Source organism: Piscinibacter defluvii (assembly GCF_004011805.1).
Taxonomy (GTDB): domain Bacteria; phylum Pseudomonadota; class Gammaproteobacteria; order Burkholderiales; family Burkholderiaceae_C; genus Piscinibacter; species Piscinibacter defluvii.
In genome coordinates this window covers 231580-257512 of sequence record NZ_RCHJ01000004.1, presented here as the reverse complement: position 1 = coordinate 257512, position 25933 = coordinate 231580, and the positions used below count along the sequence as shown (strand labels likewise).

The 25933-nt window shown below is 72.5% G+C and carries 21 protein-coding genes; 7 read left to right on the top strand and 14 right to left on the bottom strand.

The features are described 5' to 3' along the window. Nucleotides 1-3: 3 nt before the first annotated feature. Genes D9C15_RS13835 through D9C15_RS13815 form a run of 5 tightly spaced genes read left to right on the top strand, consistent with a single transcriptional unit; the run spans nucleotide 4 to nucleotide 5331 of the window. Nucleotides 4-615: a LemA family protein gene (locus D9C15_RS13835; protein WP_127998147.1), complete on the top strand. Its 612-nt coding sequence runs from the start codon at nucleotides 4-6 to the stop codon at nucleotides 613-615. Beyond that, nucleotides 615-1514 carry a TPM domain-containing protein gene (locus D9C15_RS13830; protein WP_127998145.1) on the top strand — a complete coding sequence of 300 codons (900 nt, stop codon included), beginning with the start codon at nucleotides 615-617 and terminating at the stop codon, nucleotides 1512-1514. Before D9C15_RS13835 ends, D9C15_RS13830 begins: the two co-directional genes overlap by 1 nt. A gap of 9 nt (nucleotides 1515-1523) precedes the next feature. Next, the gene (locus D9C15_RS13825) at nucleotides 1524-2030 is read left to right on the top strand and encodes a TPM domain-containing protein (protein WP_127998143.1); all 507 of its coding nucleotides are present in this window, start codon (nucleotides 1524-1526) and stop codon (nucleotides 2028-2030) included. 16 nt (nucleotides 2031-2046) lie between these two features. Then, nucleotides 2047-4734, top strand: a complete 2688-nt coding sequence (locus D9C15_RS13820; protein WP_127998142.1) for a winged helix-turn-helix domain-containing protein — start codon at nucleotides 2047-2049, stop codon at nucleotides 4732-4734. A 21-nt stretch (nucleotides 4735-4755) separates the two neighbouring features. Further along, the gene (locus tag D9C15_RS13815) at nucleotides 4756-5331 is read left to right on the top strand and encodes a thioredoxin domain-containing protein (protein ID WP_240668408.1); all 576 of its coding nucleotides are present in this window, start codon (nucleotides 4756-4758) and stop codon (nucleotides 5329-5331) included. Between the two features lie 13 nt (nucleotides 5332-5344). Here the strand turns inward: D9C15_RS13815 and D9C15_RS13810 are convergent, their stop codons facing one another. The 10 genes from D9C15_RS13810 to D9C15_RS13765 form a co-directional block, all read right to left on the bottom strand. Then, nucleotides 5345-7930, bottom strand: coding sequence for a beta strand repeat-containing protein (locus tag D9C15_RS13810; protein WP_127998140.1), 2586 nt, complete (start codon nucleotides 7928-7930; stop codon nucleotides 5345-5347). A 166-nt stretch (nucleotides 7931-8096) separates the two neighbouring features. Next, the gene (locus tag D9C15_RS13805; protein ID WP_127998138.1) at nucleotides 8097-10610 is read right to left on the bottom strand and encodes a beta strand repeat-containing protein; all 2514 of its coding nucleotides are present in this window, start codon (nucleotides 10608-10610) and stop codon (nucleotides 8097-8099) included. Between the two features lie 84 nt (nucleotides 10611-10694). Further along, nucleotides 10695-13220, bottom strand: coding sequence for a beta strand repeat-containing protein (locus D9C15_RS34035; protein WP_127998136.1), 2526 nt, complete (start codon nucleotides 13218-13220; stop codon nucleotides 10695-10697). A gap of 105 nt (nucleotides 13221-13325) precedes the next feature. Then, entirely contained in the window at nucleotides 13326-14171 is an 846-nt protein-coding gene (locus D9C15_RS13795) for a DUF3014 domain-containing protein (protein WP_127998135.1), read from the bottom strand. Nucleotides 14172-14265: 94 nt separating this feature from the next. Continuing rightward, entirely contained in the window at nucleotides 14266-15261 is a 996-nt protein-coding gene (locus tag D9C15_RS13790) for a DMT family transporter (protein WP_127998132.1), read from the bottom strand. Nucleotides 15262-15278: 17 nt separating this feature from the next. Further along, on the bottom strand, nucleotides 15279-16121 hold the full coding sequence (locus tag D9C15_RS13785) for an AraC family transcriptional regulator (protein ID WP_127998130.1): 843 nt from the start codon (nucleotides 16119-16121) through the stop codon (nucleotides 15279-15281). Nucleotides 16122-16159: 38 nt separating this feature from the next. Beyond that, nucleotides 16160-16708: a septal ring lytic transglycosylase RlpA family protein gene (locus tag D9C15_RS13780; RefSeq protein WP_127998128.1), complete on the bottom strand. Its 549-nt coding sequence runs from the start codon at nucleotides 16706-16708 to the stop codon at nucleotides 16160-16162. A 143-nt stretch (nucleotides 16709-16851) separates the two neighbouring features. Beyond that, nucleotides 16852-17949 carry an SMP-30/gluconolactonase/LRE family protein gene (locus tag D9C15_RS13775; RefSeq protein WP_127998126.1) on the bottom strand — a complete coding sequence of 366 codons (1098 nt, stop codon included), beginning with the start codon at nucleotides 17947-17949 and terminating at the stop codon, nucleotides 16852-16854. 10 nt (nucleotides 17950-17959) lie between these two features. Next, nucleotides 17960-19234: a glucarate dehydratase family protein gene (locus tag D9C15_RS13770; RefSeq protein WP_127998124.1), complete on the bottom strand. Its 1275-nt coding sequence runs from the start codon at nucleotides 19232-19234 to the stop codon at nucleotides 17960-17962. Between the two features lie 7 nt (nucleotides 19235-19241). Continuing rightward, on the bottom strand, nucleotides 19242-20213 hold the full coding sequence (locus tag D9C15_RS13765; protein WP_127998122.1) for a Bug family tripartite tricarboxylate transporter substrate binding protein: 972 nt from the start codon (nucleotides 20211-20213) through the stop codon (nucleotides 19242-19244). Nucleotides 20214-20288: 75 nt separating this feature from the next. On the opposite strand from D9C15_RS13765, the gene D9C15_RS13760 reads away from it, so the two are divergent. Both D9C15_RS13760 and D9C15_RS13755 read left to right on the top strand, forming a co-directional pair. Continuing rightward, nucleotides 20289-20981 carry a GntR family transcriptional regulator gene (locus D9C15_RS13760; protein ID WP_127998120.1) on the top strand — a complete coding sequence of 231 codons (693 nt, stop codon included), beginning with the start codon at nucleotides 20289-20291 and terminating at the stop codon, nucleotides 20979-20981. Nucleotides 20982-21058: 77 nt separating this feature from the next. After that, on the top strand, nucleotides 21059-22333 hold the full coding sequence (locus D9C15_RS13755; RefSeq protein ID WP_127998118.1) for an HD-GYP domain-containing protein: 1275 nt from the start codon (nucleotides 21059-21061) through the stop codon (nucleotides 22331-22333). A gap of 71 nt (nucleotides 22334-22404) precedes the next feature. On the opposite strand, the gene D9C15_RS13750 is transcribed toward D9C15_RS13755, so the two are convergent. The 4 genes from D9C15_RS13750 to D9C15_RS13735 all read right to left on the bottom strand — a co-directional run bounded on the left by D9C15_RS13750 (nucleotide 22405) and on the right by D9C15_RS13735 (nucleotide 25924). Then, entirely contained in the window at nucleotides 22405-23031 is a 627-nt protein-coding gene (locus D9C15_RS13750; protein ID WP_127998116.1) for a hypothetical protein, read from the bottom strand. A gap of 136 nt (nucleotides 23032-23167) precedes the next feature. Further along, nucleotides 23168-24124 (bottom strand): hypothetical protein, encoded by a 957-nt coding sequence (locus tag D9C15_RS13745; protein WP_127998114.1) that lies wholly within the window; start codon nucleotides 24122-24124, stop codon nucleotides 23168-23170. 34 nt (nucleotides 24125-24158) lie between these two features. Beyond that, complete coding sequence (locus D9C15_RS33400) at nucleotides 24159-24566, bottom strand: hypothetical protein (RefSeq protein WP_164886723.1); 408 nt, start codon at nucleotides 24564-24566, stop codon at nucleotides 24159-24161. 5 nt (nucleotides 24567-24571) lie between these two features. After that, the gene (locus tag D9C15_RS13735) at nucleotides 24572-25924 is read right to left on the bottom strand and encodes a TolC family outer membrane protein (RefSeq protein ID WP_127998112.1); all 1353 of its coding nucleotides are present in this window, start codon (nucleotides 25922-25924) and stop codon (nucleotides 24572-24574) included. Nucleotides 25925-25933: the final 9 nt, after the last annotated feature.

Here is a 25933-nt window from a genome sequence, read left to right as displayed (position 1 = left end):
GCCATGCCGCGTTCCCTCGCCCGTTCCGCCGCCGTCGCCGTGCTCGCCGCTGCCGCCCTGTCGGGCTGCGGCTACAACGATTTCCAGCGCCTGGACGAGCAGACCAAGTCCGCCTGGTCCGAGGTGCTCAACCAGTACCAGCGGCGCGCCGACCTGATTCCGAACATCGTGGCCACCGTCAAGGGCGAGGCCAACTTCGAGCAGGAGACGCTCACCAAGGTGGTGGAGGCGCGTGCCAAGGCCACCTCGATCCAGGCCACGCCGGAGCTGGTCAACAACCCCGAGGCGTTCCAGAAGTTCCAGGCCGCGCAGGGCGAGCTCTCGGGCGCGCTGTCGCGCCTGCTGGTGGTCTCGGAGAACTACCCGAACCTGAAGGCCAACCAGGGCTTCCAGGACCTGCGCACCCAGCTCGAGGGCACCGAGAACCGCATCACCGTCGCGCGCGGCCGCTACGTCAAGGCGGTGCAGGACTACAACGTGCTCGCGCGCAGCTTCCCGACCAACCTGACGGCGATGCTGTTCAGCTACCAGGTCAAGCCGAACTTCACGGTGCAGAACGAGGCGCAGATCTCCGCGCCGCCGACGGTCAGCTTCGACAAGCCGGCATCGAAGTGATGCGCCTCCTCGCGGCGTGGTTCGCCGCGGCGCTGCTGTTCGTCGCCGCCGGGCCGGGGCATGCACAGGACGTGCTGCCCGTGCCGGCGCTGGCCGGCCGGGTGATCGACCAGACCGGCACGCTCTCGGCCGCGCAGCAGCAGGCGCTGTCCGACAAGCTGGCCGCGATCGAGACGAAGCGCGGCTCGCAGCTCGTCGTGCTGCTGGTGCCGAGCACCCAGCCCGAGGACATCGCGAGTTATGCGCAGCGCGTGGCCGACAGCTGGAAGATCGGCCGGCTCGCGGTGGGCGACGGGCTGCTGATCGTCGTCGCGAAGAACGACCGCAAGGTGCGCATCGAGGTCGCCAAGGCGCTCGAGGGCGCGGTACCGGACCTGGCGGCCCGTCGCATCATCAGCGAGGTGATCACGCCGGCCTTCCGCGCCGGCGACTTTGCCGGCGGGCTGAACGCCGCGGTCGACCGGATCGATGGGCTGATCGCCGGAGAGGGCCTGCCCGAGCCGGCCGCGCACGACGGGGCGAACCGCGGCGAGCGCGGGCTCGACCTGCAGGACCTGCCGATGTTCCTGTTCATCGCCGTGCCCATCATCGGCACGGTGCTGACCAGTGCGCTGGGCCGCAAGCTCGGCGCGCTGGGCACCGGCGTGGTGGCCGGCGGCATGGGCTGGTGGCTCACCGCCAGCCTGCTGGCCGCGGCCGGGGCGGCGCTGGTGGCGCTGGTGCTGGTGGGCCTGATGGGCTCGGGCATCGGCGGGCGGCGCCACGGCGGCGGGCCGGTGATCTGGGGCGGCGGCGGGGGCGGGGGTGGCGGCTGGAGTGGCGGCAGCAGCGACGGCGGCGGATTCAGCTCGGGCGGCGGCGGCGACTTCGGCGGCGGCGGCGCCTCGGGCGACTGGTAGGCGAGGGCGATGAACAGGTTGATGCGCATCCTCAAGCACCGCTGGCTCGACGAGCGCGACGTCGCGCGCGCCCTGCCGCCCGAGGCACTGGCGCGTGTGCAGCAGCGCGTGGCCGCGAGCGAGAAGCGCCACAGCGGCGAGATCCGTGTCTGCGTCGAGGCCGGGCTGCCGCTGTCCTACCTGTGGCGCGGCGCGAGCGCTCGCGAGCGCGCGGTCACGATGTTCGGCAAGCTGCGCGTCTGGGACACCGAGTACAACAACGGCGTGCTGATCTACCTGCTGCTGGCCGAGCACCGCATCGAGATCGTGGCCGACCGCGGGCTGAACCGGCATGTCGGCCGCGCCCAGTGGCAGTCGGTGATGGACACCATGCGCGCGGCGTTCCGGCGCCATGAGTTCGAGGCCGGCCTGAACGACGCGATCGATGCGGTCGACGCGCTGCTGGCGCAGCACTTCCCGCTGCGCCCGGGCGAGGCCAACCCGAACGAGCTGCCCGACGCGCCGGACCTGCGCTGAACCCAGAATGCGGCCCATGAGCGCCGTCCGGCTTCCCACCACGAAGACCCAGCCGCCGCGCCTGCGCAGCACCCGCATCGCGCGGCCGGCGCTGCAGGCGGCGCTGGGCACGGCGCTGCTGCAGCGGCGCCTGGTGCTGCTGGTGGCGCCGGCCGGCTTCGGCAAGACGGCCGCGCTGGTCGGCGCGCTCGAGCAGCTGCCGCCGGGCACCGCCAGCGCCTGGGTGGCGCTGGACGAGGACGACGACCTGCCGCGCCTGTTCGAGTCGCTCGCCGCCGCGCTCGAGCCGGCCGACCTGCCCTGGCGCACCGCGCCCGACGCACTGGCCGCGCAGGTGGGCGACGAGCGCGACGGCACGCGCCGCGCGCTCGCAGAACTCGTCAACGCGCTGGCCGGCAGTGACGCGCCGCATGGCGTGCTGGTGCTCGACGACCTGCACCGCGTGCAGTCGCCGTCGGTCTGCGCCTTTCTCGACGCGCTGCTCGAGCGCCTGCCGCCGCACTGGACGCTGGTGCTGGCCAGCCGCGTCGAGCCGCCGCTCGCGCTGGCACGCTGGCGCGTCGCCGACGAGCTGGCCGAGTTCGGCGAGGCGGCGCTGCGCTTTTCCGAGTCCGAGTCCGCTGCGCTGGTGGCCAGCGAGCCGGCCGTCGCTGCCGGGCCCGGCGCGGCCGCGCTGATCGAGCGCACGCGCGGCTGGCCGGCCGGGCTGCGCCTGTGCCTGGCGGCGCTGCGCCAGCGCCCGGCGCTGGCGGCCACGCTGTCGGAACACGGCCGGGCGCCGCTGGTCGACCGGCCGCTGTTCGACTACCTCGCCGCCGAGGTGCTGGACGACATGCCGATCGGCCTGCACGACTTCCTGCTGCGCTGCTCGGTGCTGCCGGCGCTCACGCCGGCGCGTGCCGCGGCGGTCAGCGGTGACGCGCGCGCCGCCGCCTGGCTCGACGAGATCGAGCGCCGCGGCCTGTTCGTCAGCGCGGTGGAGGACCACGAGCGCGGCGTCGAGCGCACGCTGGTGCTGCACGATCTGTTCCGCGACGCGCTCGACGACCGGCTGCGCCAGCGCCTGCCCGAGGAGCTGCCGCGCCTGCTGCAGCGCGCCGCGGCCAGCGAGCCCGACCCGGTGCGCCGCATCGGCTACCTGCTGCGTGCACGCGACTGGCGCGGCGCCGAAGCGGCGCTGGCCGCGCTCGCGCCCGAACTGCTGATCAGCGGCCACGGCGCGGAGCTGCTGCGCCTGGCCGGGCAGTTCCCGGACGACTGGCGCGCCGCCTCGCCGCGCGTGCTCCGCATGCGCGCGCTGGCGCGCGTGCAGCGCTGGGAGTGGGACGCCGCCGCGGACGACCTGCGCGACGCAGTGCGCGCCGCCCGCATCCACGGCGACGAGACCGAGCTGCGCATCGCCCAGGCCTGCCTCGCGACCGTGCTGCCCGAGCTCGGCCGGCACGAGGAGGAGGCGGCCATCGCCGCCGAGCTGCGCGGCCGCGAGCTGCCCACCGAGGCGCGCCTGCTGTTCGTGATCGGCGAGTGCTCGCGCCGCTTCCTGGCCGGCGACCTGGCCGCGTTGCCGGGGCTGTTTGCCGAGGTGGTGGAGCGGCTCGAGCCGGTCGAGTCGCTGCAGACCTGGTGGGAGAACGCCCCGCCCATGTCCTGGAGCACGCTGCGCGGCATGCGGCCGCTGATCGAGCGCTACTGCGCCGGCCTGCTGCACCGGCTCGGCGAGCGCGAGCTGCCGCTGCGCGCGCTGCTGCACAGCCAGCGGGCCTACGTGCTGCTGTGGGGCGGGCAGGTCGACGCCGCGCTGGAGGCGGTGCAGCGCGCCGAGGCCGATGCGCGCTGGCTCGCCGCGGCCGCCGACGTGCAGGCCAACGTGCGTGTGCTGCGCCTGCTGGTCGAGGGCATGCAGGGCCATGCCGGGGCGGTGCGCGCCGGGCTCGACGAGCTGCTGCGCGGCGAGCAGGGCAGCGCCGAGCGGCGCCGCGTCTGGACCTACCAGGTGGCGATCTTCGGACTGCGCCTGACCGATCTGCTCGGCCCCGACCCTGACGGCCTGCGCCACTGGACCGCGCTGATGGCCGCGCACGCGCCCGAACGGGCGCCCGAGGGCGGCGGCAGCCCGTCGCTGGCGCCAGCTCGCCTGGCGGCGGCCGAGGGCCGCTGGGAGGAGGCTGCGCAGCGCTTTGCCGCCGCGCTGCCCAACGCGCCGCGGCTCGACCAGATGGGCCAGGCGGTCGAACTGCACCTGCGCGCCGCGCACGCGCTGTGGCGCGCCGGCCGGCGGGCCGAGGCCGCCGCGGCGCTGCAACCCGCGCTCGAGCGCATGACGCGCGAGGGCGAGCTGGGCCATGCGCTGATGGCCGGCCCGGGCGTGCTCGGCGAGCTGGCTGCGGCCGACTGGGGCACAGCGGTGGAGTCCGGCGGCCGCGCCGCGCTGGCCGAGGCGGCCGCACTGGCGCGGCGGCTGCGCGGCGGCGACGCCCCGGCCGCGCCGGCCCGCGCCGCGGCACCGGCGGCGGAGACCGAACTGCTCAGCGAACGCGAGCGCGAGGTGCTCGAGCGCATCGCCGCCGGCGACAGCAACAAGCTGATCGCCCGGGCGCTCGACATCAGCCCGCACACCGTCAAGCGCCATGTGGCCAACATCCTCGACAAGCTCGCGCTCGCCTCGCGCGGCCAGGCTGCGGCCTGGTGGCGCACCCAGGTTTGATTCCGGAGCGACAATCGCCGCATGATGAACCGCCGACACCTTCTCTGCCTGGCCGCGCTGCTGGCCGCCTGCTCGAAGAACGACGCCGCGTCGCCTGCCGCCGCGGCGCCTGCGGCCAAGCCCGCCACCGCGGCCGACGCCTATGCGCTGGCCGCCACCGGCCACGGCTTCACGGTCGGCTCGATGATGGCGGCCAACACCGTCTACGTGTTCTTCGACACCACCTGCCCGCATTGCGCCGAGCTGTGGAAGTCGTCCCAGCCGCTGCTGAACCGGCTGAAGATCGTCTGGATGCCGCTCGGCCTGCTGCGCCCGCAATCGGGCCCGCAGGGCGCGACCATCCTGATGGCCAAGGACCCGGTGGCCGCGATGAACGAGAACGAGATCAGCGTGCTGGCGCGTGGCGGCGGCATCAGCGCCAGCCAGAACATTCCCGACGAGGTGATGGCCAAGGTCAAGGCCAACACCGAGATCTTCAACCAGCTCGGCGCCAACAGCGTGCCGCTGATCGTCTACAAGAACGCCCGCACCGGCCAGGCCGGCCAGCACGCCGGCGCGGTGGACACCAACGGCCTGGCCCAACTCGTGGGGTTGTGAGCCGGGCGCGTTCTCAGACGATCACGAAGTCCGCCACGCTCAGCGCCGTGCCGGCGGTGAGGGTGGCAAACAGCACCCGGGCGCCGGCGCCGTTGCCGTCGGCGTCGAAGTACAGGCGTCCGGTGGCGCTGTCGTAGATCACGCGGTCGCTCGCATCCGCCGCGGCGGTGCCGGCGCGGTACGCACCGGCGGCCAGCGCGCCGAGCGCACCGACGCCCACGAAGCCCGCGTCGTCGAGCTGGATCGTGTCGTCGTCGGCGACGAAGTCGGTGATGCGGTCGCTGTTGCTGCCCGCGTTGGGCACGCCGGTGAAGCGGAACAGGTCCAGCCCGGCGTTGCCGGTCAGCACGTCGTTGCCGTTGCCGCCGATCAGCAGGTCGGCACCGCCGCCGCCGAGCAGCGTGTCGTTGCCGCTGCCGCCGGACAGCGTGTCGTTGCCCCCTTGGCCGTCGAGCAGGTTGGCGAGCTGGTTGCCGGTGAGCCTGTCGGCGAAGTCGCGCGAGCCCTGCAGGTTCTCGATGTCGCGCAGCGTGTCGGTCGTGCCGTAGCCGTCGCTGGCGCTGCCGTCGGCGCCGTTCAGGCCCAGCGTGGCCACCACGCCCGAGGTGGCCTGGAAGTAGCCGGCGCGGTCCAGCCCGCCGTTGCCGTCGATCAGGTCGTTGCCCTTGCGGCCCTCGAACACCTCGAGCGTGGCGATGTTGCTGCCGGTCAGCGTGTCGTTGTAGTCCGAGCCGCGCACGCCCTCGATGCGGCGCAGCGTGTCGGTGCCGATCGTCGCCCCCGGCGTGCCGGCCGGGCGGATCTGGCCCGCGAGGATCGGCAGGCCGTCGGTGGCGCTGCCGTCGGCCGTGCCGCCGAGCGTCACCACCACACCCTGCAGGGCGTTGACGTAGTCGACCCGGTCGTAGCCGCCGACGCCGTCGATGGTGTCGTTGCCGCCGTTGCCGACGAAGACCTCCAGCGCCGTGCTGGCGGCGTTGCCGCCGCGCAGGCTGTCGTTGAAGTGCGAGCCATGCAGCCCCTCGACGTTGGCCAGCGTGTCCTGGTCCGTCGCCGTGACGACGACAAGGCCGGTCGCCAGGTTCGCGCTCACGGCGTTGCCGGCGTAGTCGTAGCGGGCGATGTCCAGCCCGCCGCGCCCGTCGATCAGGTCGTTGCCGGTCATGCCGGTGAAGCGCTCGGAGACGTCGGTGCGGTTCGAGCCGCGCAAGGTGTCGCCGAAGAAGTCGCCGATCACGTCGTTGATCCCGATCAGCGTGTCGTTGCCGTGGCCGGTGGCCGTGCCGGCCAGCAGGTCGACGGTCACCGACGTGATGATCACCCCCGAGGTGAAGCCGGCGCAGTTGGCATTGAGTTCGTTCAGCGTGTCGGTGATGGCGCCGCCATTGATCAGGTCGTTGCCGTTCGCGCCGATGAAGGTTTCGCGCACCAGGCGGTTGCTGCCCGTCAGGGTGTCGTTGACCTGCGAGCCGTGCACGACGTTGATGTTCACCAGCGTGTCCGTCCCGGCGATCGCATGCACGGCCGTCCCGGATTGGAGATTCACGTTCACGGAGGTGACGTCGCCCCCGTAGTCGATCCGGTTGTCGTCGAGGTGGTTGCGCGTGTCGGTGATGGCGCCGCCGTCGTAGGTGTCGTCACCGAGCCCGCGTTCGTCGATCCCGCCGGCCTCGGCGAGGAAGCGGTCGGCGCCGGCGCCGCCGCGCAAGGTGTCGTTGCCGGCGTTGCCCGACAGGAAGTCATCACCCGCGCCGCCATCGATGAGGTTGGCGGCGGCGTTGCCGGACAGCATGTCGACATACGCACCGCCGACCAGGTTCTCGATGTTGCGCAGCGCGTCGGTGCCGACGTTGGTGCTGGCGTCCGGGCGAGAGCCCCAGTTGCTCGCCGAATCGTCCAGGGCGGCGACCATCGCGCCGTTGGCGAACGAGTAGTCCGCCGTGTCGATGCCGATGCCCCCGTCGAGGTAGTCGTTCCCCGAGCCGGCGACCAGCCGGTCGTTGCCGCTGCCGCCGTCGAGTTGGTCGTTGCCGGCACCGCCCGAGAGGCTGTCGTTGCCACTGCCTCCCATCAGTTCGTCGTCGCCGCCCGCGCCGACGAGCGTGTCGTTGCCGCCCAGGCCGTTCAGATCGTCGGACACCGCGACGCCGACCAGCGAGTCGTTCCCCACCGTGCCGTCCACCGCCATCTTCTGCAGCACACCCCCCGCGTCATACAGCGCCGCCCGCCAGATGCCGGCGCTGTAGGTCGACAGCGCATAGCCGTCGGCGAACTCGATGCGGTCGATCACCCCGTTGCCGTCGGCGGCGAAGAAGTTGCTCACCTGCACGCCGCCCAGCGTGGTGATGGCCGTGTCCCAGTCGTCCGTCGGCTGGATGTAGATGAACAGGTCGTCGCCGACACGCCGCACGTCGACGAAGCCGACGCCGAGGTTGGCGAAGGTCAGGCGGTCGAAGCCGCCGCCGCTGCTGATGGTGTCCAGCCCGCGGCCGGCCGTTACCACTCCGGCGCTGTAGGTGACGTTGCCGTAGTTGAAGACGTCGTCCGCCGCCGTACCGGCGAACGTGTTGTTCGCCAACGTGCCGTTGAAGATGGCCATGGCTTCCTCCTCGTCCGGTCCCCTCTGCTCAAGGTAGACCGGTCCCCGCAACGCGGCAAGCCGGCGCAGGGGAGGAGGAACCCGCGGTCAGTGGCGCCCGGCCGCTCGAAGCCGCTGAGCACCCCCTCGGGGGGAAGCGAGCGAATGCGAGCGTGGGGGCTCCATGTCACACGATCACGAAGTCCGCCACGCTCAGCGCCGTGCCGGCGGTGAGGGTGGCAAACAGCACCTGCGCACCGGCGCCGTTGCCGTCGGCGTCGAAGTACAGCTTGCCGGTGGCGCTGTCGTAGATCACGCGGTCGCTCGCATCCGCCGCGGCGGTGCCGGCGCGGTACGCACCGGCGGCCAGCGCGCCGAGCGCACCGACGCCCACGAAGCCCGCGTCGTCGAGCTGGATCGTGTCGTCGGCGGCGACGAAGTCGGTGATGCGATCGCTGTTGCTGCCCGCGTTGGGCACGCCGGTGAAGCGGAACAGGTCCCCCCCGGCGTGGCCGGTCAGCACGTCGTTGCCGTTGCCGCCGATCAGCAGGTCGGCACCGCCGCCGCCGAGCAGCGTGTCGTTGCCGCTGCCGCCGGACAGCGTGTCGTTGCCCCCTTGGCCGTCGAGCAGGTTGGCGAGCTGGTTGCCGGTCAGCCTGTCGGCGAAGTCGCGCGAGCCCTGCAGGTTCTCGATGTCGCGCAGCGTGTCGGTGCTGCCGTAGCCGTCGGCCGCGGCGCCGTCGGCGCCGTTCAGGCCCAGCGTGGCCACCACGCCCGAGGTGGCCTGGAAGTAGCCGGCGCGGTCCAGTCCGCCGTTGCCGTCGATCAGGTCGTTGCCCTTGCGGCCCTCGAACACCTCCAGCGTCGCGATGTTGCTGCCGGTGAGTGTGTCGTTGTAGTCCGAGCCGCGCACGCCCTCGATGTTCAGCAGCGTGTCGGTGCCGTAGGTCGCACCGGCGGTGCCGGCCCGGACGACCACGCCGTTCAGCACCGCCTGGCCGTCCTGCGCCGTGCCGGCGGCCGCGCCGCCGAGCGTGACGGAGACCGCCTTGACGGAGTCGACGTACTCGACCCGGTCGTAACCCGCGCCGCCGTCGATGGTGTCGTTGCCGCCCATGCCGCGGAAGAACTCGAGCGCGGCGTTGGCCGCGTTCCCGCCGGTCAGCGTGTCGCCGAAGTTCGAGCCGCGGATGCCCTCGAAGTTGGCGAGGGTGTCCACGTCGAGGCTGCCGGCGTTGCCCACGCCGGTGGACAGGTTGACGTTCACCGCGTTGGTGGCGTACTGGTAGCGCACGAAGTCCGTGCCGCCGCGGCCGTCGAGCACGTCGTTGCCGAGGCGGCCTTCGATCTGCTCGACGAGCGTGGTGCTGTTGGACCCGCGGATCGTGTCGGCCGCGTTGCTGCCCCGCACCTGGTTGATGTTGATCAGCGTGTCGTTGCCCTGGCCGGTGGCGGTGCCGGCCTGCAGGTCGACGATCACCGAGACGGCGATCTGGTCGAACGCCACCCGGTTGTTGTCGGTGCCGTTCAGCGTGTCGGAGACGACGCCGCCGTCGATGGTGTCGTTGCCGCCGTTGCCCCAGAACTGCTCGAAGCCGCCGCGGGTGCTGCCGGCGATCGAGTCGTCGAAGGCCGAGGCGCGCACGAAGTTGATGTTGCGCAGCGTGTCGGTGCCGCCGCCGCCATCGCTGGCCGTGCCGGTCTGCAGGTCGACCACCACGCCGGCACCGGAGAGCACGTAGCCCACCATGTTGCCGTCGAAGTAGTTGACCTTGTCGGTGACGGTGCCGCCGTCGATGGTGTCGTTGCCCTCGCCGGGCGTGTTCAAGGCGCCGGCGCTGCCGTCGGCGAAGTCTTCACCGGCACCACCGAGCAGGCTGTCGTTGCCGGCGTAGCCGTACAGCGCGTCGTTGCCGGCGCCGCCGTTGAGCACGTTGTGCTCGACGTTGCCCTGCAGCGTGTCGTTGTAGCTGCCGCCCACCACGCGCTCGATGCCCGTGAACGTGTCGGTGCCGATGTTGGTGGCGCCGAACTGGAGGGTCACGCCGCCGGCCAGGTCGACCCGCAGGCTGCCGTTGGCGCCGCTGTAGGTGATCGTGTCGATGCCGGCGCCGCCGTCCAGGGTGTCGTCGCTGGCACCGCCGTTGAGCGTGTCGTTGCCCTCGTCGCCACGCAGTTCGTCGTTGCCGAGGCCGCCGATCAGCGAGTCATTGCCGCCCAGCCCGCTGATCTCGTCGTCGACGGCCGTACCGACGATCGAGTCGCCGGCCGCGGAACCGTCGACGGTGGTCCACTGCAGCACGTCGGCATGGTCGTGCACGTTCACGCGCCAGATGCCGCCAGCATAGGTGGACAGTGCGTAGGTGTCGGTGAAGTCGATGCGGTCGATCACGCCGTTGCCGTCGGCGGCGAAGAAGTTGCTGACCTTCACGCCGCCGATCGTGGTGATGGTCGTGTCGCCGTTGACGTTCGGCTGGATGTAGAGGAAGAGGTCGTTGCCGACCCGCTCCCCGTCGATGTAGTCGATGGGGAGGTTGGCGAAGCTCAAGCGGTCGAAGCCGCCCCCGCCGCTGATGGTGTCGAGCCCGCGGCCGGCCGTGACGGTGCCGGCGCTGAAGGTGACGTTGCCGTAGTTGAAGATGTCGTCGGCAGCCGTGCCGGCGAAGTTGTTGTTTCCGGCGGTGCCGTTGAACGTGGCCATCGTTTCTCCCCTTGAACCGGCCAGTGTAAGGGGCGCACTTCCCCGCGCCGCGACAGGCCGGCGCGGGGGAAGGAGCGCACGCGCTCAGACGATCACGAAGTCCGCCGCGCTCAGCGCCGTGCCGGCGGTGAGGGTGGCAAACAGCACCTGCGCACCGGCGCCGTTGCCGTCGGCGTCGAAGTACAGGCGGCCGGTGGCGCTGTCGTAGATCACGCGGTCGCTCGCATCCGCCGCGGCGGTGCCGGCGCGGTACGCACCGGCGGCCAGCGCGCCGAGCGCACCGACGCCCACGAAGCCCGCATCGTCGAGCTGGATCGTGTCGTCGGCGGCGACGAAGTCGGTGATGCGGTCGCTGTTGCTGCTCGCATTGGGCACGCCGGTGAAGCGGAACAGGTCCAGCCCGGCATTCCCGGTCAGCACGTCGTTGCCGTTGCCGCCGATCAGCAGGTCGGCACCGCCGCCGCCGAGCAGCGTGTCGTTGCCGCTGCCGCCGGAGAGCGTGTCGTTGCCGCCCTGGCCGTCCAGCAGGTTGGCGAGCTGGTTGCCGGTGAGCTTGTCGGCGAAGTCGCGCGAGCCCTGCACGTGCTCGATGTCGCGCAGCGTGTCGGTCGTGCCGTAGCCGTCGCTGGCGCTGCCGTCGGCGCCGTTCAGGCCGAGCGTGACCGTGACGCCCGAGGTGGCCTGGTAGTAGCCGGCGCGGTCCAGTCCGCCGTTGCCGTCGATCAGGTCGTTGCCTTTGCGTCCCTCGAACACCTCGAGCGTGGCGATGTTGCTGCCGGCGAGCGTGTCGTTGTAGTCCGAGCCACGCACGGCCTCGATGTTGAGCAAGGTGTCGACGCCGTAGGTCGCACCGGCCGTGCCGGCGGCGACGATCAGGCCGTTCAGCACCGCCTGGCCGTCCTGCGCGGTGCCGGCGGCCGCGCCGCCGAGCGTGACGGACACGCCCTTGACGGAGTCGACATAGTCCACCCGGTCGTAACCCGCGCCGCCGTCAATGGTGTCGTTGCCGCCCATGCCGCGGAAGAACTCGAGCGCGGCGTTGGAAGCGTGGCCGCCGGTCAGCGTGTCGCCATGGTTTGAGCCGCGGATGCCCTCGAAGTTGGCGAGCGTGTCCACGTCGCCGGCGCCGGCGTTGCCCACCCCGGTGGCCAGGTTCACGTTCACGCCGTTGGCGGCATAGTGGTAACGCACCTGGTCGAGCCCGCCGCGGCCGTCCAGCACGTCGTTGCCGCCGCGCCCCTCGAGTTGCTCCACGATCGTGCTGCTGTTCGAGCCGCGCAGCGTGTCGGCCAGGTTGCTTCCGCGCACCTGGTTGATGTTGATCAGCGTGTCGTTGCCCTGGCCGGTGGCGGTGCCCGCGGCAAGGTCGACGTTGACGGCGAGATTCAGCTGGTCGTACGAGGCGCGGTTGGTGTCGGTGCCGTTCAGCGTGTCGACGATCGCGCCGCCGTCGATGGTGTCGTTGCCGGCGTTGCCCCAGAACTGCTCGAAGCCGCTGCCGATGCCGCTCTTGCCGACCAGCGTGTCGTTGAATGCCGAGCCGCGCACGAAGCTGATGTTGATCAGCGTGTCGGTGCCGCCGCCGCCGTCGCTGGCCGTGCCGGTGGCCAGGTTGACGCTGACGGCCGCGCCCGAGTCGTTGTAGCCGACCGTATTGCCGTCGAGGAGGTTGACGGGATCGGTGACCGTGCCGCCGTCCATCGTGTCGTTGCCGGCGCCCGCGCCCGTGCCGGCGGTGGCGCTGGCGTCGAAGTAGTCGGCGCCCGCGCCACCGAGCAGGTTGTCGTTGCCGCCGCGGCCGACCAGCGTGTCGATGCCCGCGCCGCCGTTCAGCACGTTGGCGCCGTTGCTGCCGAGCAGCGTGTCGTTGTAGCTGCCTCCCACCACGCGCTCGATGGAGATCAGCACGTCGTTGCCGACGTTGCTGGCGCCCGCGCCGACGCCGGTGCCGACCAGCAGGTCGATGTTCACGCCGCCGTTGGCATTCGCGTAGGTGGCGGTGTCGCTGCCGGCGCCGCCGTCCAGGGTGTCGTTGCCTTCGCCGCCGTTGAGCAGGTCGTTGCCGTCGCCGCCCGCCATCTCGTCGTCGCCGGCCAGGCCCGAGAGCGTGTCGTTGCCGCCGCGGCCCTGCATCCAGTCGCCGACGGCGTGGCCGGTGATCGCATCGTTCGCATCCCAGCCCTCGGCATTGCCTTCCATCAACACGCCGGACAGGTCGTAGATGCCGATCTTCATCACGCCGCCGGCGTAGCTGAAGAGGGCGTACGCATCGCTGAGGTCGACGCGGTCGATCACGCCGCTGCCGTCGGCAGCGAAGAAGTTGCTGACCCGGACGCCGCCCAGCGTGGTCACGGCCGACTCGTCGGTCCAGTCCGTGGTCGGCTGGAGGTAGAACTGGAAGTCGTTGCCGACGCGCTCGCCGTACACATGGTCGAGGCCGACGTTGGCGAAGCGCAGCGTGTCGAACCCGCCGCCGCTGCTGATGGTGTCGAAGCCGCGCGCGGCCGTGATGGTGGCGCCGCTGTAGGTGACGCTGCCGTAGTTGAAGATGTCGTCTGCCGCCGTGCCGGTGAACGTGTTGTTCCCGGCCGTGCCGTTGAAGGTGGCCATCTGAGTAATTCCCCCCGGAGGATTGTTGTGGCGGCGCTGTCGCAGCGCCCGGCGCGCAGGCTAACGGGCGGCCCGTGACACATCAACCGGGGACAGGAACGAGGCTCAGCGCGGCGTGGCAGGCGTCACGAGCGCGCGTCGCATTTCCGCCAGCTTGGCCTTCAGGCGCAGCGCGTTGTCGCTGCCCATGCGCAGCAGCATCTTCTGCCCGGCGGCGAGCCCCTGGTAGGCGGGGTCGACGAACTCGTAGCGGGTCCACGGCGGGGACTGGTCGCCCGGGGTGCGCTCGGGCAGCCGCACCGCGATCGGGCCGTCCGGCACCGGGGTGGCGAGCAGCAGGTCGATCACGTCGACCAGGCGGTCGTTGAAGTACACCCGCGGGTAGCCCAGGGCCGCGTACGCCTGCTGGAACTGCGGGTAGAAGCGCACGTACAGCGCCACCGCGGCCGGCGTGTCGATGCCCTCGGCCAGGCGCACGAAGGCCTGGTAGCGCGCCGCGTTGGACGGCGCGATGCGTTCGCCGGCGGCCTCGCGCTGGGTGCTGAAGCGCCCGCCGGTGGGCTGCACCGGCCACAGCCGCGGCGTGGCGTGCTCGCGGCCGAGGTTGTCCACCGTCACGACGATGCGCTCGATCAAGCCCTCGCCCTGCAGCAGCGCACCGGCCGCGCGGGCGCCGAGCAGCGCGCGCAGCAGGCCGGCGAAGTCCGTCGCCGCGGCCGGGACGTCGCTGGGGGCGGGCGCGTCCGGAGCGGGCAACTCGGGCAGGGTGGCCACCGGGTAGCGCACCGCCGGCGCCGCGCTGGCGGGCGCGGCCGGCACCTCGGCCGGGGGCTCGGCCGGCGCCGGCGCGGCCACGCGCGGCGGCGGGGCCTGGTGGCGCCAGGCGTACCAGCCGCCGCCGCCGGCCAGGGCCAGCAGCAGCACGCCGCCGATCAGGATGCGCTTGTCCATGGGGAGCCTCCTCGTCCCCAGGGATGATCCTCCGTGCGCGGCCCGCGTTCGAGTCGAATCGTGAGCGCTTGTATGCGCGCACGCGGCCGGGGGCTCAGTTCGGATGCGCCGCGGCCGCCACCGGCTCGGCCTTGGCGCGCAGCGCCCACAGCACGCCGGCCACCAGCAATGCGATGCCGGCCAGCGTCAGCGGCTGCGGCGCCTGGCCGCGCAGCACGAAGGCATAGGCCAGCGCCGACAGCGTCTCGAACACGATCAGCTGCCCGGCCAGGCTGGGCGGCAGGCGCTGGCTCGCTTCGTTCCAGCACAGCGTGCCGAGCCAGGAGGCGAACAGCCCGATCGCGAACATCAGCGCCAGGAAGGCACCGGGCCGCGGGCCGAAGGGCATCGGGAACTCGCTCCCGGCGGCGCCGAACCAGGCCCAGGTGAGCGCGTAGCCGATCGCCGCCAGCGGCAGCGTGGCCAGCCCCTGCGCGGTGGCCCAGCCGCGCGGGCTGCGGTCGGGGTGGGCGCGCAGCCATTCGGCGTTGCGGATCGGGTACCAGGTCCAGCAGGCCACCGCGCCGACGGCCAGCAGCGCGCCGAGCAGGTAGCGGCCCAGGTCCGCGGCCGGTTCGGCGCGCAGGTGCTCGATCTCGACCTGGTTGACGAGCGCGATGCCGGCACCGATCAAGCCCAGCGAGGGCAGCAGCCGGCCCCAGGGCAGCGGGGCCTCGGCGCGTGTGCCGGCGCGGGCCCGGCGCAGGTTGGCGGTGATGGCGATGACCACCGGCAGCGTGCCGATGATCATGGTCGGCAGCGGCCCGCCGGCGCGCTGGATCGCGCTGGCCAGGAACAGGTAGTAGACGACATTGCCCACGAGGGCCAGGCGCAGCGCCTCGCGCCAGTCGGCGCGGGTGAGCTGGCGCAGCGTGGCGCGGTCGAACCAGGCCAGCGGCAGCGCGATCAGCCCGAAGGCGAGGTAACGCCCGAACGACTGCAGCGTGGCCGGGTACTCCGGCAGCAGCAGCGGGCCGACGAACACGAGGCCCCACATCAGGCCGGCGGCCAGGGCGAACAGGGTTCCGGAGAAGAGCGGTGCGGCGAACATGGTGCCGCGACTATGGCTCAGGCGCCCGGGCGCGGTCTTGTACCGAGTTGCTGCTGGTAGCGCGCCGGCGTCACGCCGTAGCGGGCCGCGAAGGCGCGGGTCAGGTGCGCCTGGTCGGCCAGGCCCACGGCGGCGGCCACCTGCGCCGGGGCCTCGCCGGCGGCCAGCCGGCGCTTGGCCTCGAACAGGCGCAGCGCCATCAGCATCTGCTGCGGCGTGGCGTGGTGGGCGCGCTGGAACTGGCGCAGGAAGTGGAACGGGCTCAACCCGGCGACGGCGGCCAGGTCCTCCAGGCGCACCGTCTCGGCCAGGTGGGCGTGCAGGTGCTCGACCACCGGCGCGAAGCGCACCAGCGCCTCGTCGCGCGCCGGCTGGGCCACGCGGGCAGTCGGGCGCAGCTCGTCGAGCAGGCGCAGCAGCAGGCCGTCGAAGGCCAGCGGCTCCTGCGTGTGCCACAGCGCGCGCAGCAGCCGGCTGACGCGCCGGGCGCGCGGTGCGTCGCGCCCCACCGCCTCGGCGAACCACCAGCCGCGCTCGCCGGTGAGCTGCTCCAGCACGTCCGCATCGAGGTAGACCATGCGGTAGCGCCAGCCGCCGCGGGTCTCGGCCTGGCCGGTGTGCAGCTCGTCCGGGTTCATCAGCACCAGCGTGTCCGGCGGCGCCAGGTGCTCGGCGCCGCGGTAGCGGAAGCGCTCGACGCCGGCCTCGATCGCGCCCAGCCCGAACGCGGCATGGGTGTGCGGCGCAAACGCATGGCGCACGATGTGCGCGCGGTACAGCTCGACCCCGGGCCGGTGCGCCGGGCGGCGGAACTCGGCCGCGTCCAGCGGATGCTCGAAACGATGGGGCACGGCGTCCACGCCGCGATGATGGCACCGGCGCGGCGTGCCGCGCCGGGTCAGCGCGCCTGGTCCGCCGCCGCCTCGGCCCCGCCGACCGCCAGCGGCCACAGCTCCACCGTCGCCAGCCCCCGGATGCCGAGCCGCTGCGCCGCGGCCCAGCTCAGGTCGACGATGCGGCCGCGCTTGAACGGGCCGCGGTCGTTGATGCGCACCACCACCTCGCGGCCGTTGGCCGGGTTGCGCACCCGCACCAGCGAGTGGAACGGCAGGCGAGGGTGCGCGGCCGTCATCGCGCGCATGTCGAAACGCTCGCCGTTGGCGGTGCGCCGGCCGTGGAAGGCGCGCCCGTACCAGGAGGCGATGCCGGTCTCGGCGGGCGCCGGCGCGGCGGCCTCGGGCACGCGCGGCTCCGCGCCGGGCAGGGCCGCGACGCCCGGGCCGGGTGGCTCGACCCGGCCCACGGCCGCCGGCAGGTCGTGCGGCGTGGCCGGCGCCGCCACTGTGCCTGGGCGGCCGGACGGCGGCTTCAGCGCGCCGCAGCCGGCCAGCAGCAGCGCCGCCAGCAAGGCGGCGGCGGCCGGCAGGCGGCGGGGCGGCATGGGCATGGGCGCAGTGGACACCGGCGCGCGCCGCGCGGGGCCGCTTGGCCACGTCGATCGGCGCGACAGCGTGAGATGCGCCCGCCTGCGGCCGGGTTGCAGCCGGCTTTGCAAGCGACTGCAACCGGCGCCGGCATGCTCAGCGCCTGTCAGACCGCCGCGTGCGACTCCACGTACAGCGCGTACAGCGAGTGGCAGCTTGCCATGTACAACCGGTTGCGCTTGGGCCCGCCGAAGCACAGGTTGGCGCAGCGCTCGGGCAGGCGGATGAAGCCGATCGGCTTGCCCTGCGGGTTGAACACCATCACGCCGTCCAGGTCCTCCGGGCGGCCCTTGAGCGGGTACACCTTGCGCCCGCCGACGTCGACCGGCTCGGCCTGCAGCGCGCCGTTGCTGCCCCAGCCGCACCACAGGTTGCCGTCGCGGTCGACCTTGAAGCCGTCCAGCGCGCCGTGGTCGGCCGCGTCGATCAGCTTGGTCTTGTTGGCCAGGCTGCCGTCGGCGCCCACGTCGTAGGCCCAGATGCTGCGGTTCGGCGTGCCCTTCCACTCCACCACGTAGAGCTTCTTCTCGTCCGGGCTGAAGGCCAGGCCGTTCGGGTTGACCAGGTCGGTGATCACCGCGCTCAGCCTGCCGTCGGCGCCGAGCCGGTAGACGTTGGTGGTGGCCTGCTCGGGTCTGGCCTTCGAGCCCTCCCACTCGCCGTTGATGCCGAACAGCGGGTCGGTGAACCACAGGCTGTCGTCGGACTTGCAGACGATGTCGTTCGGTGCGTTCAGCTTCCTGCCCTCGAAGCTGTCGGCCAGCACGGTGAGCTTGCCGTCGCGCTCGGTGCGCACGATGCGGCGTGTCACCGAATGCTCGCAGCTGACCAGCCGGCCCTGGCGGTCGCGCGTGTTGCCGTTGGCGTAGTTGGCCGGGCTGCGCAGCACCGAGAAGCTGCCGTCGCGCTCGCTGTACTTCATCAGCCGGTTGTTCGGGATGTCGCTGACCACCACGTGGCCGCCGTCCTCCGGGAACCACACCGGCCCCTCGGCCCAGCGCATGCCCGTGGCCACCTGCTCGAGCGTGCTGCTGTAGATGCGGTAGCGCGCGAAACCCGGGTCGAGGATCTGCACCGCCGGATCGGGGTAGCGCTGGTTCGGCTGGAAGGCGAAGGACTGCGCGAGCGCCGGCGCGCCGAGCGCGGCGACGGTGCTCCCGGCTGCGGCCGTCAGCAGGGCGCGGCGGCGAATGGCCTGATGCATGGGTCTCCTCCTAGAAACGGGGCGTGCTGCCCGTGAACGTCGGGTCGTACTTCTTCATCTGCGCCAGGTCGTCGCGCTGGCGCACGCCGCAGTCGAGGTACTGCGCGTGCAGTTCGGCCAGGCGGCGGCGGTCCAGCGTCACGCCCAGGCCGGGTGTCTCGGGCACGCGCACCGCGCCGTCCTCGAAGCGCACGCGGCCGCCCTCGATCACCTCCTCCTCCTGCCAGGGGTAGTGGGTGTCGCAGGCATAGGTGAGGTTGGGGATGCTCGCGGCGATGTGCGTCATCGCGATCAGGCTGATGCCCAGGTGCGAGTTCGAGTGCATCGACAGGCCCAGGTCCCACAGCGCGCACATGCGGGCCAGCGTCTGCGTGACGCGCAGCCCGCCCCAGTAGTGGTGGTCCGACAGCAGCACCTTCACCGCCCCGCTGGCCGCGCCGCGGCGGAACTCGTCCAGCGTGGTGATCACCATGTTGGTGGCCAGCGGCAGCGCCGTGTGCTTCGCCAGCTCGGCCATGCCGGCCAGCCCGGGTGTCGGGTCCTCGTAGTACTCGAGCAGCGTGTCGAGCTCGGGCGCGGCGGCGATCGCGGTGGGCAGCGACCAGTTGGCGTTCGGGTCCAGCCGCAGCGGCAGCCCGGGCAGCGCCGCATGCAGTGCCTGCATGCAGGCGATCTCGTGCGCCGGAGCGAACACGCCGCCCTTGAGCTTGATGCTGCGAAAGCCGTACAGGTCGATCATGCGCTTCGCCTGCGCGACGATCTGCTCGGGCGAGAGCCCTTCGCCCCAGGCGTCGGGCGCGTAGGGCCGGTCGATGTGCTCGGCGTACTTGAAGAACAGGTAGGCGCTGTAGGGCACCGCGTCGCGCACCTTGCCGCCCAGCAGGTCGACCACCGGCGCACCGACGACCTGGCCCTGCAGGTCGAGCATCGCCACCTCGAGCGCGCTGATCAGCTTGGGCACGTTCTTCGCGGCGTGCGAGCCGGGGGCGAGCTCGAACTCGACCGCGCCGGCCACCGGGCGCACCGCGGCCCGCACGCGCTGCTCCATCGCGTTGAGGTCGAACGGCGACAGGCCCAGCACCACGTCCTTCGCCTGCGCCAGCACCGCGAGCATCGGCGCGTCGCCGTAGGTCTCGCTCAGGCCGACGCGGCCGTCGCTGCTTTCGAGCTCGACGATCGCGCGCAGGGCCCAGGGCTCGTGGATGCCGGCGGCGTTCAGCAGCGGGCCGTCGCGGAAGGCGATCGGCGTGACGCGCACGGCGCTGATCTTCAGGTCGCGGCCCATGCGCGCCTCAGTCCGCGCTCGCGCCGGATTTCTTGACGAGTGCCGCCCAGCGCGGGATCTCGCGTGCCATCAGCGCGGCCAGCTCCTGCGGCGAGCCCCCCACCAGGTCCATGCCGAGTTGGCCGTGCAGCTTGGCCTGCACGTCCGGCTGCTGCAGCGCCCGGGCGATCTCGGCGTGCAGGCGCTCGACGATCGGCCTGGGCGTGCCCTTGGGGGCGTAGACCGCCTGCCAGGAGGCCATCTCGAAGCCCGGTACGCCGGCCTCGACCATCGTCGGCGTGTTCGGCGCGAGCGCGATGCGCTTCGGCGTGGTCACGGCAAGCAGCTTGAGCTTGCCAGCCTGCAGCAGCGGCACCGCGGCGGTCATCTGGTCGAACATGAACGTGACCTGGCCGGAGGACACGTCCACCATCGCCGGCGGCGTGCCCTTGTATGGGATGTGCTGCAGCGGCACGCCGATCAGGTCGGCGAACAGCTCGCCGGCCAGGTGCGTGGAGGTGCCGGCGCCCGACGAGGCGAAGCTGCGCTTCTTCTCGTCCTTCTTCAGCAGCGCGATCAGCTCGGCCACGCTGTTGACGCCCAGGTTCGGGTCGACCAGCAGCACGTTGGGCAGGGTGGCGACCAGCGCGACCGGTTCGAAATCCTTCACCGGGTCGTAGGGCAGGTTCCGGTACAGGCTGGCGTTGATCGCATGCGTGCTGATCGTGCCGCCGAACAGCGTGTAGCCGTCGGGCGCGGCCTTGGCCACGAAGGCCGCGCCGATGCCGCCGCCCTGGCCGGGCTTGTTGTCCACCACCACGCTCTGCTTCAGCGCGGCCTGCAGCTTCTCGGCCAGCGTGCGGCCGACCACGTCGGTCGAGCCCCCGGCGGTGAAGGGCACGACGTAGCTGATCGGCCGGGCCTGCGGCCACTCGGGTGTCTGTGCCGCCACGCCGGCGGCAAGGGTGGCGGCCAGCAGGCCGGCGGCTAGGCGGTGCATCACGAGCGGCTCCGGAATCTCGGCGAGGCCGGCAGTAAAGCACTAATGTATTAGTGTGTCAATTAAGATCCCGCCATGCCCGCCCGTGCTCCGCTGCTGCGCCGTGACCGCTCCCGCCAGGCCGCGCCACAGGTGCTCGACCACCTGCGCGAGCGCATCCTCTCGCTCGAGCTGGCGCCCGGCAGCGTGCTTTCGCGCGCCGAGCTGGCGCAGGCCTACGGCCTGAGCCAGACGCCGATCCGTGACGCGCTGCTGCGCCTGGGCGAGGAGGGGCTGGTGGACATCTTCCCGCAGCACGCCACGGTGGTCAGCCGCATCGACGTGGCGGCGGCGCAGCAGGCGCATTTCCTGCGCCGCTCGATCGAATGCGAGATCGCCCGCGTGTTGGCTGCCCGGCCCGACTCGGCGCTGATCGCGCGCCTGAAGGCGCAGCTCGAGCTGCAGGGCGCGCTGACCGGCGAGGAGAGCTACCCGGCCTTCATGGCGGCCGACCGGGAGTTCCATGCGCTGATGTACGCGGCCGCCGGCGTGCCCGAACTGGCCGAACTGGTGCGGCGGCGCAGCGGCCATGTCGACCGGCTGCGCCGGCTGCACCTGCCCACCGCGGGCAAGCTGCGCCAGATCCTGAAGGACCACCGCCGCATCGTGGAGGCGATCGCCGCCGGCGACCCCGAGGCCGCCCAGGCCGCGGTGCGCGAGCACCTCTCCGGCACGCTCGGCCGCGTCGAGGAGATCCGCCGCCTGCACCCGGACTACCTCGACGGCTGATACCGCCGGTCACGCTTGCGTGCTCAGGTTCGGCGCGGCGCGGCCGACAACCCGGTCGACACGTCCAGGAGTCGACCATGAACAGCAGCACGCCGCAGGCCCTGCAGACCTTCCGCACGGCCAACCCGCATGCCCTGGCCACCATCCTCGAGGCCAGCGAGACGCGCCGCATCATCGCCGCCACCGACATCTTCGACCTGGCCGGCACCAAGCTGTGGGCGCGCCACCAGCCGGTCTCGGTGGAGCTGCAGCGCAAGCTGATGGACCGCAAGCTGCGCGAGCCGCTCGAGGCCTGCCTGGTGGCCGAGGACGGCGTGACGCCGGTCACGCTCGGCGGCGCGCTCGAGCAGGTGATCGAGACCGACCAGCGCCTCGCGCCGCTGCTGCGCCCGCAGGCGAGCAAGCTGATGCGCGAGGTGTCGCACCTGCACCTGCACCCGGTGGCGCAGCTGCTGCTCAGCGCCTCGCAGAGCGCCCGGCCGGAGGCCTTCCGGCACGCCGTGGCCGCGATGGGCCTGGCCGGTGCACTGATGGTGCAGCACGGCGGCCAGACGCCCGAGGTGCGCCTGGCGATGCTGGCCGGCCTGCTGCACGACCTGGGCGAGATGTACATCGCGCCCGAGCATGGCGAGGCCGAGGCCGACCGCGAGCTCGACGCGCTGGCCTACCGGCAGCTGGTGGTGCATCCGCACGTGGGCCTGCTGCTGATCGCGCAGCTGACCAACTACCCGGGATCGATCGCCCGCGCGGTGGTCGAGCACCATGAGCGGCTCGACGGCACCGGCTACCCGCACGCGCGCCAGGCCGACGCGATGTCGCCGCTCGGCCGGCTGCTGGCCGTCACCGAGGCCGTACTGGCCGCGCTGCGCCGTCCCTCGCACGAGCTGCTGCACGCCAGCATCGCGCTGCGTGCGGTGCCCGGCGAGTTCGACCTGACCTGGGTCGGGCGCCTGACCCAGGCCGCACGCAGCCAGCCGGCGCTGCAGCCGGTGCTGGCCGCCGACGAGGTGCGCGAGCGCCGCGTCGCGCTCGGCGCGGTGCTGCACGCCGCCGAGGAGAACGCCGGCGCGCTGGTGGACGAACAGGCGTCGCCGGCTATGCGGGCCGCGCTGGAGCTCGCGCTGTTCCTGATCGGCCGCCTGCGCGCGGGCTGGAACGAATCCGGCCTGTGGAGCGACGAGGCCGCCACCGGCGCCGATGCCGGCGAGGTCGAGGCGATGGAGGACGAGCTCTACTTCCGCCTGCGCGGCGTGCAGCGCGCCGTGCTGCTGCGCGCCGGCGAGCTGCCGCCCGACGAGGCCGCGGCGCTGACGCGGCTGTGCGACTCGCTGCCGATGGGGCGGACGGACTGAACGGGCCCTCCGGCTTCAGCCAAGGAAGCGGTGGCTGAAGCGGGGCTGCCGCCGCAACGCACGCCGGCCGCTCACGCGGGGGCCAGGTAGACGAACTTGAACCCCTCCATGAACTGCACGAGCTGCGGCCGGAAGTCGAGCGCGCGGTAGCGCCGGTCGCCGAACGCCAGGCGGTCGCGCTCCGGGTCGAACAGGCGCAGCACGCTCCGGTCGGCCTTCGTGAAGGAGTCCGCCGCGGCATTGCGCGGCAGGCGCTCGCCGACCGGGTTGAGCACCGGCACGCGCAGCCACGGTTGGCGCGCGATCGCGGCCAGGCGCCACAGCCCGAGGCGGGCGACGAGCGCCAGGTTGGCGCGCAGCGAGGGACGCTGCACACGCTCGAGGTGGCCCTCGACCACCGGGGTGCGAGTCGCCGCGTCGTGCACCGCGAAGTCGATCGTGCCGGGGCGGCGGTCGAATTCGATGCGGCTTTCCGACAGGCGCGCGTCGAGCGCGAGCAGTTCGCGGTTGTAGGCCACCACGCGCGGCGTGCTGTTCCACAGGCCGTGGCAGAGCATGTGGACGTCGTCGCGCACGACCATCTGCTCGATCACGGTCAGGCGGTGCGCCGGGAGCGGCGCCAGCGGCCCACGCGAGACGAACAGCGAGACCTGCAGTTCGTGGTGCGCACCCGGGCTCGCGTCCTCGAAGTCGAACACCCACACGCCTCGAGGTCGGCGCTGCCGGCGATGAAGAGGCCATGCCCGTCGTCGACGTGGTGCGGCGTCGGCGCCATGCCGGTGGACAGGCGCACCTCGCCCGCGAGCGGCCAGGCGCGGAAGAGTGCATGGTCGATCATGCGGCCTCCGCCGCGCTGAGCTTGGGCAGCAAGGCCACCTGCCGGCGCGCCTCGTCCATCGGCAAGCCCATCAGCGGCCAGAAGTCCCACTGGTGCGTCATGTCCACGTTGCACTGCGCGCCGCGGTGGATCGCCCACAGCACCAGGTCAGGGTCGAAGTTGCCGGTGAAGCCGCCGGTGGCCGGCGTCACCTGCACGCCCTGGTGGAACTGCAGCAGCACCATCTGCAGGAAGAAGAAGCCGTCCTCGCGCCGGTTGCCGGCCTGGAAGGCGCCTTGCTGGATCTCGCCGTGCGGCGTGGTCTCGTTGTCGGCCAGCACGTGCAGCACGTCGTGGTAGGCCACCGTGTCGGGAATGCCCGCCGGCTCGCCCGGAAAGCCGAAGCCCACGCGCGTCATGTGGCTCCAGTAGGTGCGGCCGAGCGTGCCCTCGGGCAGCAGGCCCAGGCGCTTGTAGTTCCAGAACTTGTCCTTGTTGACCGTGGTGCGCAGCGCCAGCGCGGCGACGAAGCGCAGCACGCCCATCGTGCCCTCGGCGGCGTAGGCCTCCTTGAGCATCACGCGCAGGCCGCGGCGCATCGAGAGGAACCGCGCCTTGCCGTGGCGGCCCCGCAGCACCGCGCCGATGACGTCGATCACGCTGTCGTGCGTGCCGAGCTGGCGCGCCAGCGCCTGCAGGAACGCATACGCGTCCGGGCGGATCGGCTGCGCGTGCAGCACCGCGACGGCGGCCAGCTGCAGCAGCCGCTTGCGCTGGTGTGCGTCGGCGATGTTCACCTCGCCGGGCGGCACCGGCAGCGGGTCGGCGGCAGCGCGCTCGAAGCCGCAGATGCGCGCATAGGTGTCGAGGAAGAGGCGCTCGCGCGCGTCGAGCGTGCCTTCGGGGCGTAGTGCGGTGCGCAGCGTGCGCAGCACGAGCGGGAGCTGGTGGGGCGGGAAGACGTCGATGTCCATGTCGGAAGGTTCTCGGTGTCGAGGCGGGGAAGGGTCAGGCCCTCAGCGCTTCCGCGGCGGGCCGGAAGCTCAGAAGGGCGACGGTGTGCAGCGTGAGGAGGCTGCCGTGCAGGACCGTCGTCACCACGCCGACGGCGAGCGTGCCGCTGGCCGCGAAGAGCGGCCAGAACACGAGGTTCGAGCCGCCGAGCAGGGCGTGGATGGCCGCGCCCACGGCGTGCCACTGTCGCGACGGCTGTGCGCACCACAGCAGCGCGGCGAAGATCAGCGCCAGGCCGTGGGCCTCGACGAAGCCGATCGCGGTGTCGGGCGCCATGCCGACCACCGGCGCGAACGGGCCGGTGCCGAAGAAGGCGGCGCGCAGGTCCGCGTGCAGGCCGCCGGCGGCGGCGACGGTGAGGAACAGCGCGTTGCCGCGCAGGAGCAGGGTGCGGGGGTTCATGGCGTTCAGTGGGCGAGGAACTGGTTGAGCGCCGCCAGGTCGCCCTCGTTCAGAGCGCCCGCCGCGGCGGCGAGCTGGATGCGTCCGATCAGGTAGTCGTTGCGCGCCTGCGCCAGGTCGCGCTGCGACGCGTACAGGCGCTGCTGCGCGTCGAGCACGTCCAGCTCGGTGCGCGTGCCGAGGTCGCGGCCGAGCATGGTGGCTTCGAGCGCCGTGGTGTCCGAGCGCACCGACTGCTCGAGCGAGCCGATGCGCGACACGCCGGTCCGCACCGCGAGGTACGCGTCCTGCGCCTGCAGGCGCGCGTCGCGCATCGCGGCGGCCACCTCCTGCTCGGCCTGGCTGCGCCGGGCCACCGACTCGCGCTCCTTGGACGTGATGGCGCCGCCGGCATACAGCGGCACGCTGAACTGCAGCCCGATCATCGTGCTGCGCTTGCCGTCGGGCGCGGTCAGCTCCGACAGGCCGCCGGACTGACCCTTGTAGGAGGTGCTCGCCACCAGGTCGAGCGTCGGCCGCGCGGCCAGCTTGTACTTCTCGATCTCGAAGCCGGCGATCGCGAGTTCGCCCTGCCTGAAGAGCACGCGCGTGTTCTGCGCCACCGCCTGCTGCTGCCACGCGGCGGCGCTGTCGGGCTGCGGCGGCTGCGGCACGAAGCCGGGGCGCAGCGCGGCCAGGCCCAGCGCCTGGTCGCCGGTCAGCTCCTCGAACTGCGCGCGCCGCAGCTCGAGCGTGCTGTCGGCCTGCAGTTCGCGCGTGACCACGCTGTCCAGGCGCGCCTGGGACTCCTGCACCTCGGTGATGCGGCCGCGGCCGACGTCGAAGCGTGCCTGCGCGCGGTCGCGCTGCAGCGTCACGGCGGCCTTCTCGGCCCGTGCCACACGCAGGTTCTCCTCGGCCAGCAGCACGTTGAAGTAGGCCTGCGCGACGCGCTGGATCAGCTGCTGCTGCGCGTCGCGGTGCTTCACTTCGGCCAGCGCGGTCTGCTGCTCGAGCTGCTGCTTGTCGGCACGCGACTTGGGGGCCCAGAGGGGCTGCTTGGCCTCGAGGGCCACCTCGTGCAGCGTGCCCGAGCCGTTCGGCTTGACCACGTCCTGCAGCTGCGGCGGCAGGCTGCTCGACGAGGAGTGGTCCTTCAGGTAGGTCGCACCCGCCGTCAGCTGCACCTGCGGCAGCAGCAGCGCGCGGCCCTGGATCGCCTTCTCGCGGCCGGCGAGCACCTCGGAGCGCGCCGCGGCGAGCGTCGGGTCGTGCGACTGCGCCTTCTCGTAGGCGCCCATCAGGTCGAGCGCGAGGGCCGGGGCGGCGGCGGCGGCGAAGGCAGCCGCCGCCAGTGCTCTGAGCACGGGCTGGTTCATCGTGGTTCC

Excerpts from the sequence above, each read along its gene's own strand:
- D9C15_RS13835 (WP_127998147.1), top strand. The coding sequence starts at position 4 with ATGCCGCGTTCCCTCGCCCGTTCCGCCGCCGTCGCCGTGCTCGCCGCT.
- D9C15_RS13830 (WP_127998145.1), top strand. The coding sequence starts at position 615 with ATGCGCCTCCTCGCGGCGTGGTTCGCCGCGGCGCTGCTGTTCGTCGCC.
- D9C15_RS13825 (WP_127998143.1), top strand. The coding sequence starts at position 1,524 with ATGAACAGGTTGATGCGCATCCTCAAGCACCGCTGGCTCGACGAGCGC.
- D9C15_RS13820 (WP_127998142.1), top strand. The coding sequence starts at position 2,047 with ATGAGCGCCGTCCGGCTTCCCACCACGAAGACCCAGCCGCCGCGCCTG.
- D9C15_RS13815 (WP_240668408.1), top strand. The coding sequence starts at position 4,756 with ATGATGAACCGCCGACACCTTCTCTGCCTGGCCGCGCTGCTGGCCGCC.
- D9C15_RS13810 (WP_127998140.1), bottom strand. The coding sequence starts at position 7,930 with ATGGCCATCTTCAACGGCACGTTGGCGAACAACACGTTCGCCGGTACG.
- D9C15_RS13805 (WP_127998138.1), bottom strand. The coding sequence starts at position 10,610 with ATGGCCACGTTCAACGGCACCGCCGGAAACAACAACTTCGCCGGCACG.
- D9C15_RS34035 (WP_127998136.1), bottom strand. The coding sequence starts at position 13,220 with ATGGCCACCTTCAACGGCACGGCCGGGAACAACACGTTCACCGGCACG.
- D9C15_RS13795 (WP_127998135.1), bottom strand. The coding sequence starts at position 14,171 with ATGGACAAGCGCATCCTGATCGGCGGCGTGCTGCTGCTGGCCCTGGCC.
- D9C15_RS13790 (WP_127998132.1), bottom strand. The coding sequence starts at position 15,261 with ATGTTCGCCGCACCGCTCTTCTCCGGAACCCTGTTCGCCCTGGCCGCC.
- D9C15_RS13780 (WP_127998128.1), bottom strand. The coding sequence starts at position 16,708 with ATGCCCATGCCGCCCCGCCGCCTGCCGGCCGCCGCCGCCTTGCTGGCG.
- D9C15_RS13775 (WP_127998126.1), bottom strand. The coding sequence starts at position 17,949 with ATGCATCAGGCCATTCGCCGCCGCGCCCTGCTGACGGCCGCAGCCGGG.
- D9C15_RS13770 (WP_127998124.1), bottom strand. The coding sequence starts at position 19,234 with ATGGGCCGCGACCTGAAGATCAGCGCCGTGCGCGTCACGCCGATCGCC.
- D9C15_RS13765 (WP_127998122.1), bottom strand. The coding sequence starts at position 20,213 with ATGCACCGCCTAGCCGCCGGCCTGCTGGCCGCCACCCTTGCCGCCGGC.
- D9C15_RS13760 (WP_127998120.1), top strand. The coding sequence starts at position 20,289 with ATGCCCGCCCGTGCTCCGCTGCTGCGCCGTGACCGCTCCCGCCAGGCC.
- D9C15_RS13755 (WP_127998118.1), top strand. The coding sequence starts at position 21,059 with ATGAACAGCAGCACGCCGCAGGCCCTGCAGACCTTCCGCACGGCCAAC.
- D9C15_RS13745 (WP_127998114.1), bottom strand. The coding sequence starts at position 24,124 with ATGGACATCGACGTCTTCCCGCCCCACCAGCTCCCGCTCGTGCTGCGC.
- D9C15_RS33400 (WP_164886723.1), bottom strand. The coding sequence starts at position 24,566 with ATGAACCCCCGCACCCTGCTCCTGCGCGGCAACGCGCTGTTCCTCACC.
- D9C15_RS13735 (WP_127998112.1), bottom strand. The coding sequence starts at position 25,924 with ATGAACCAGCCCGTGCTCAGAGCACTGGCGGCGGCTGCCTTCGCCGCC.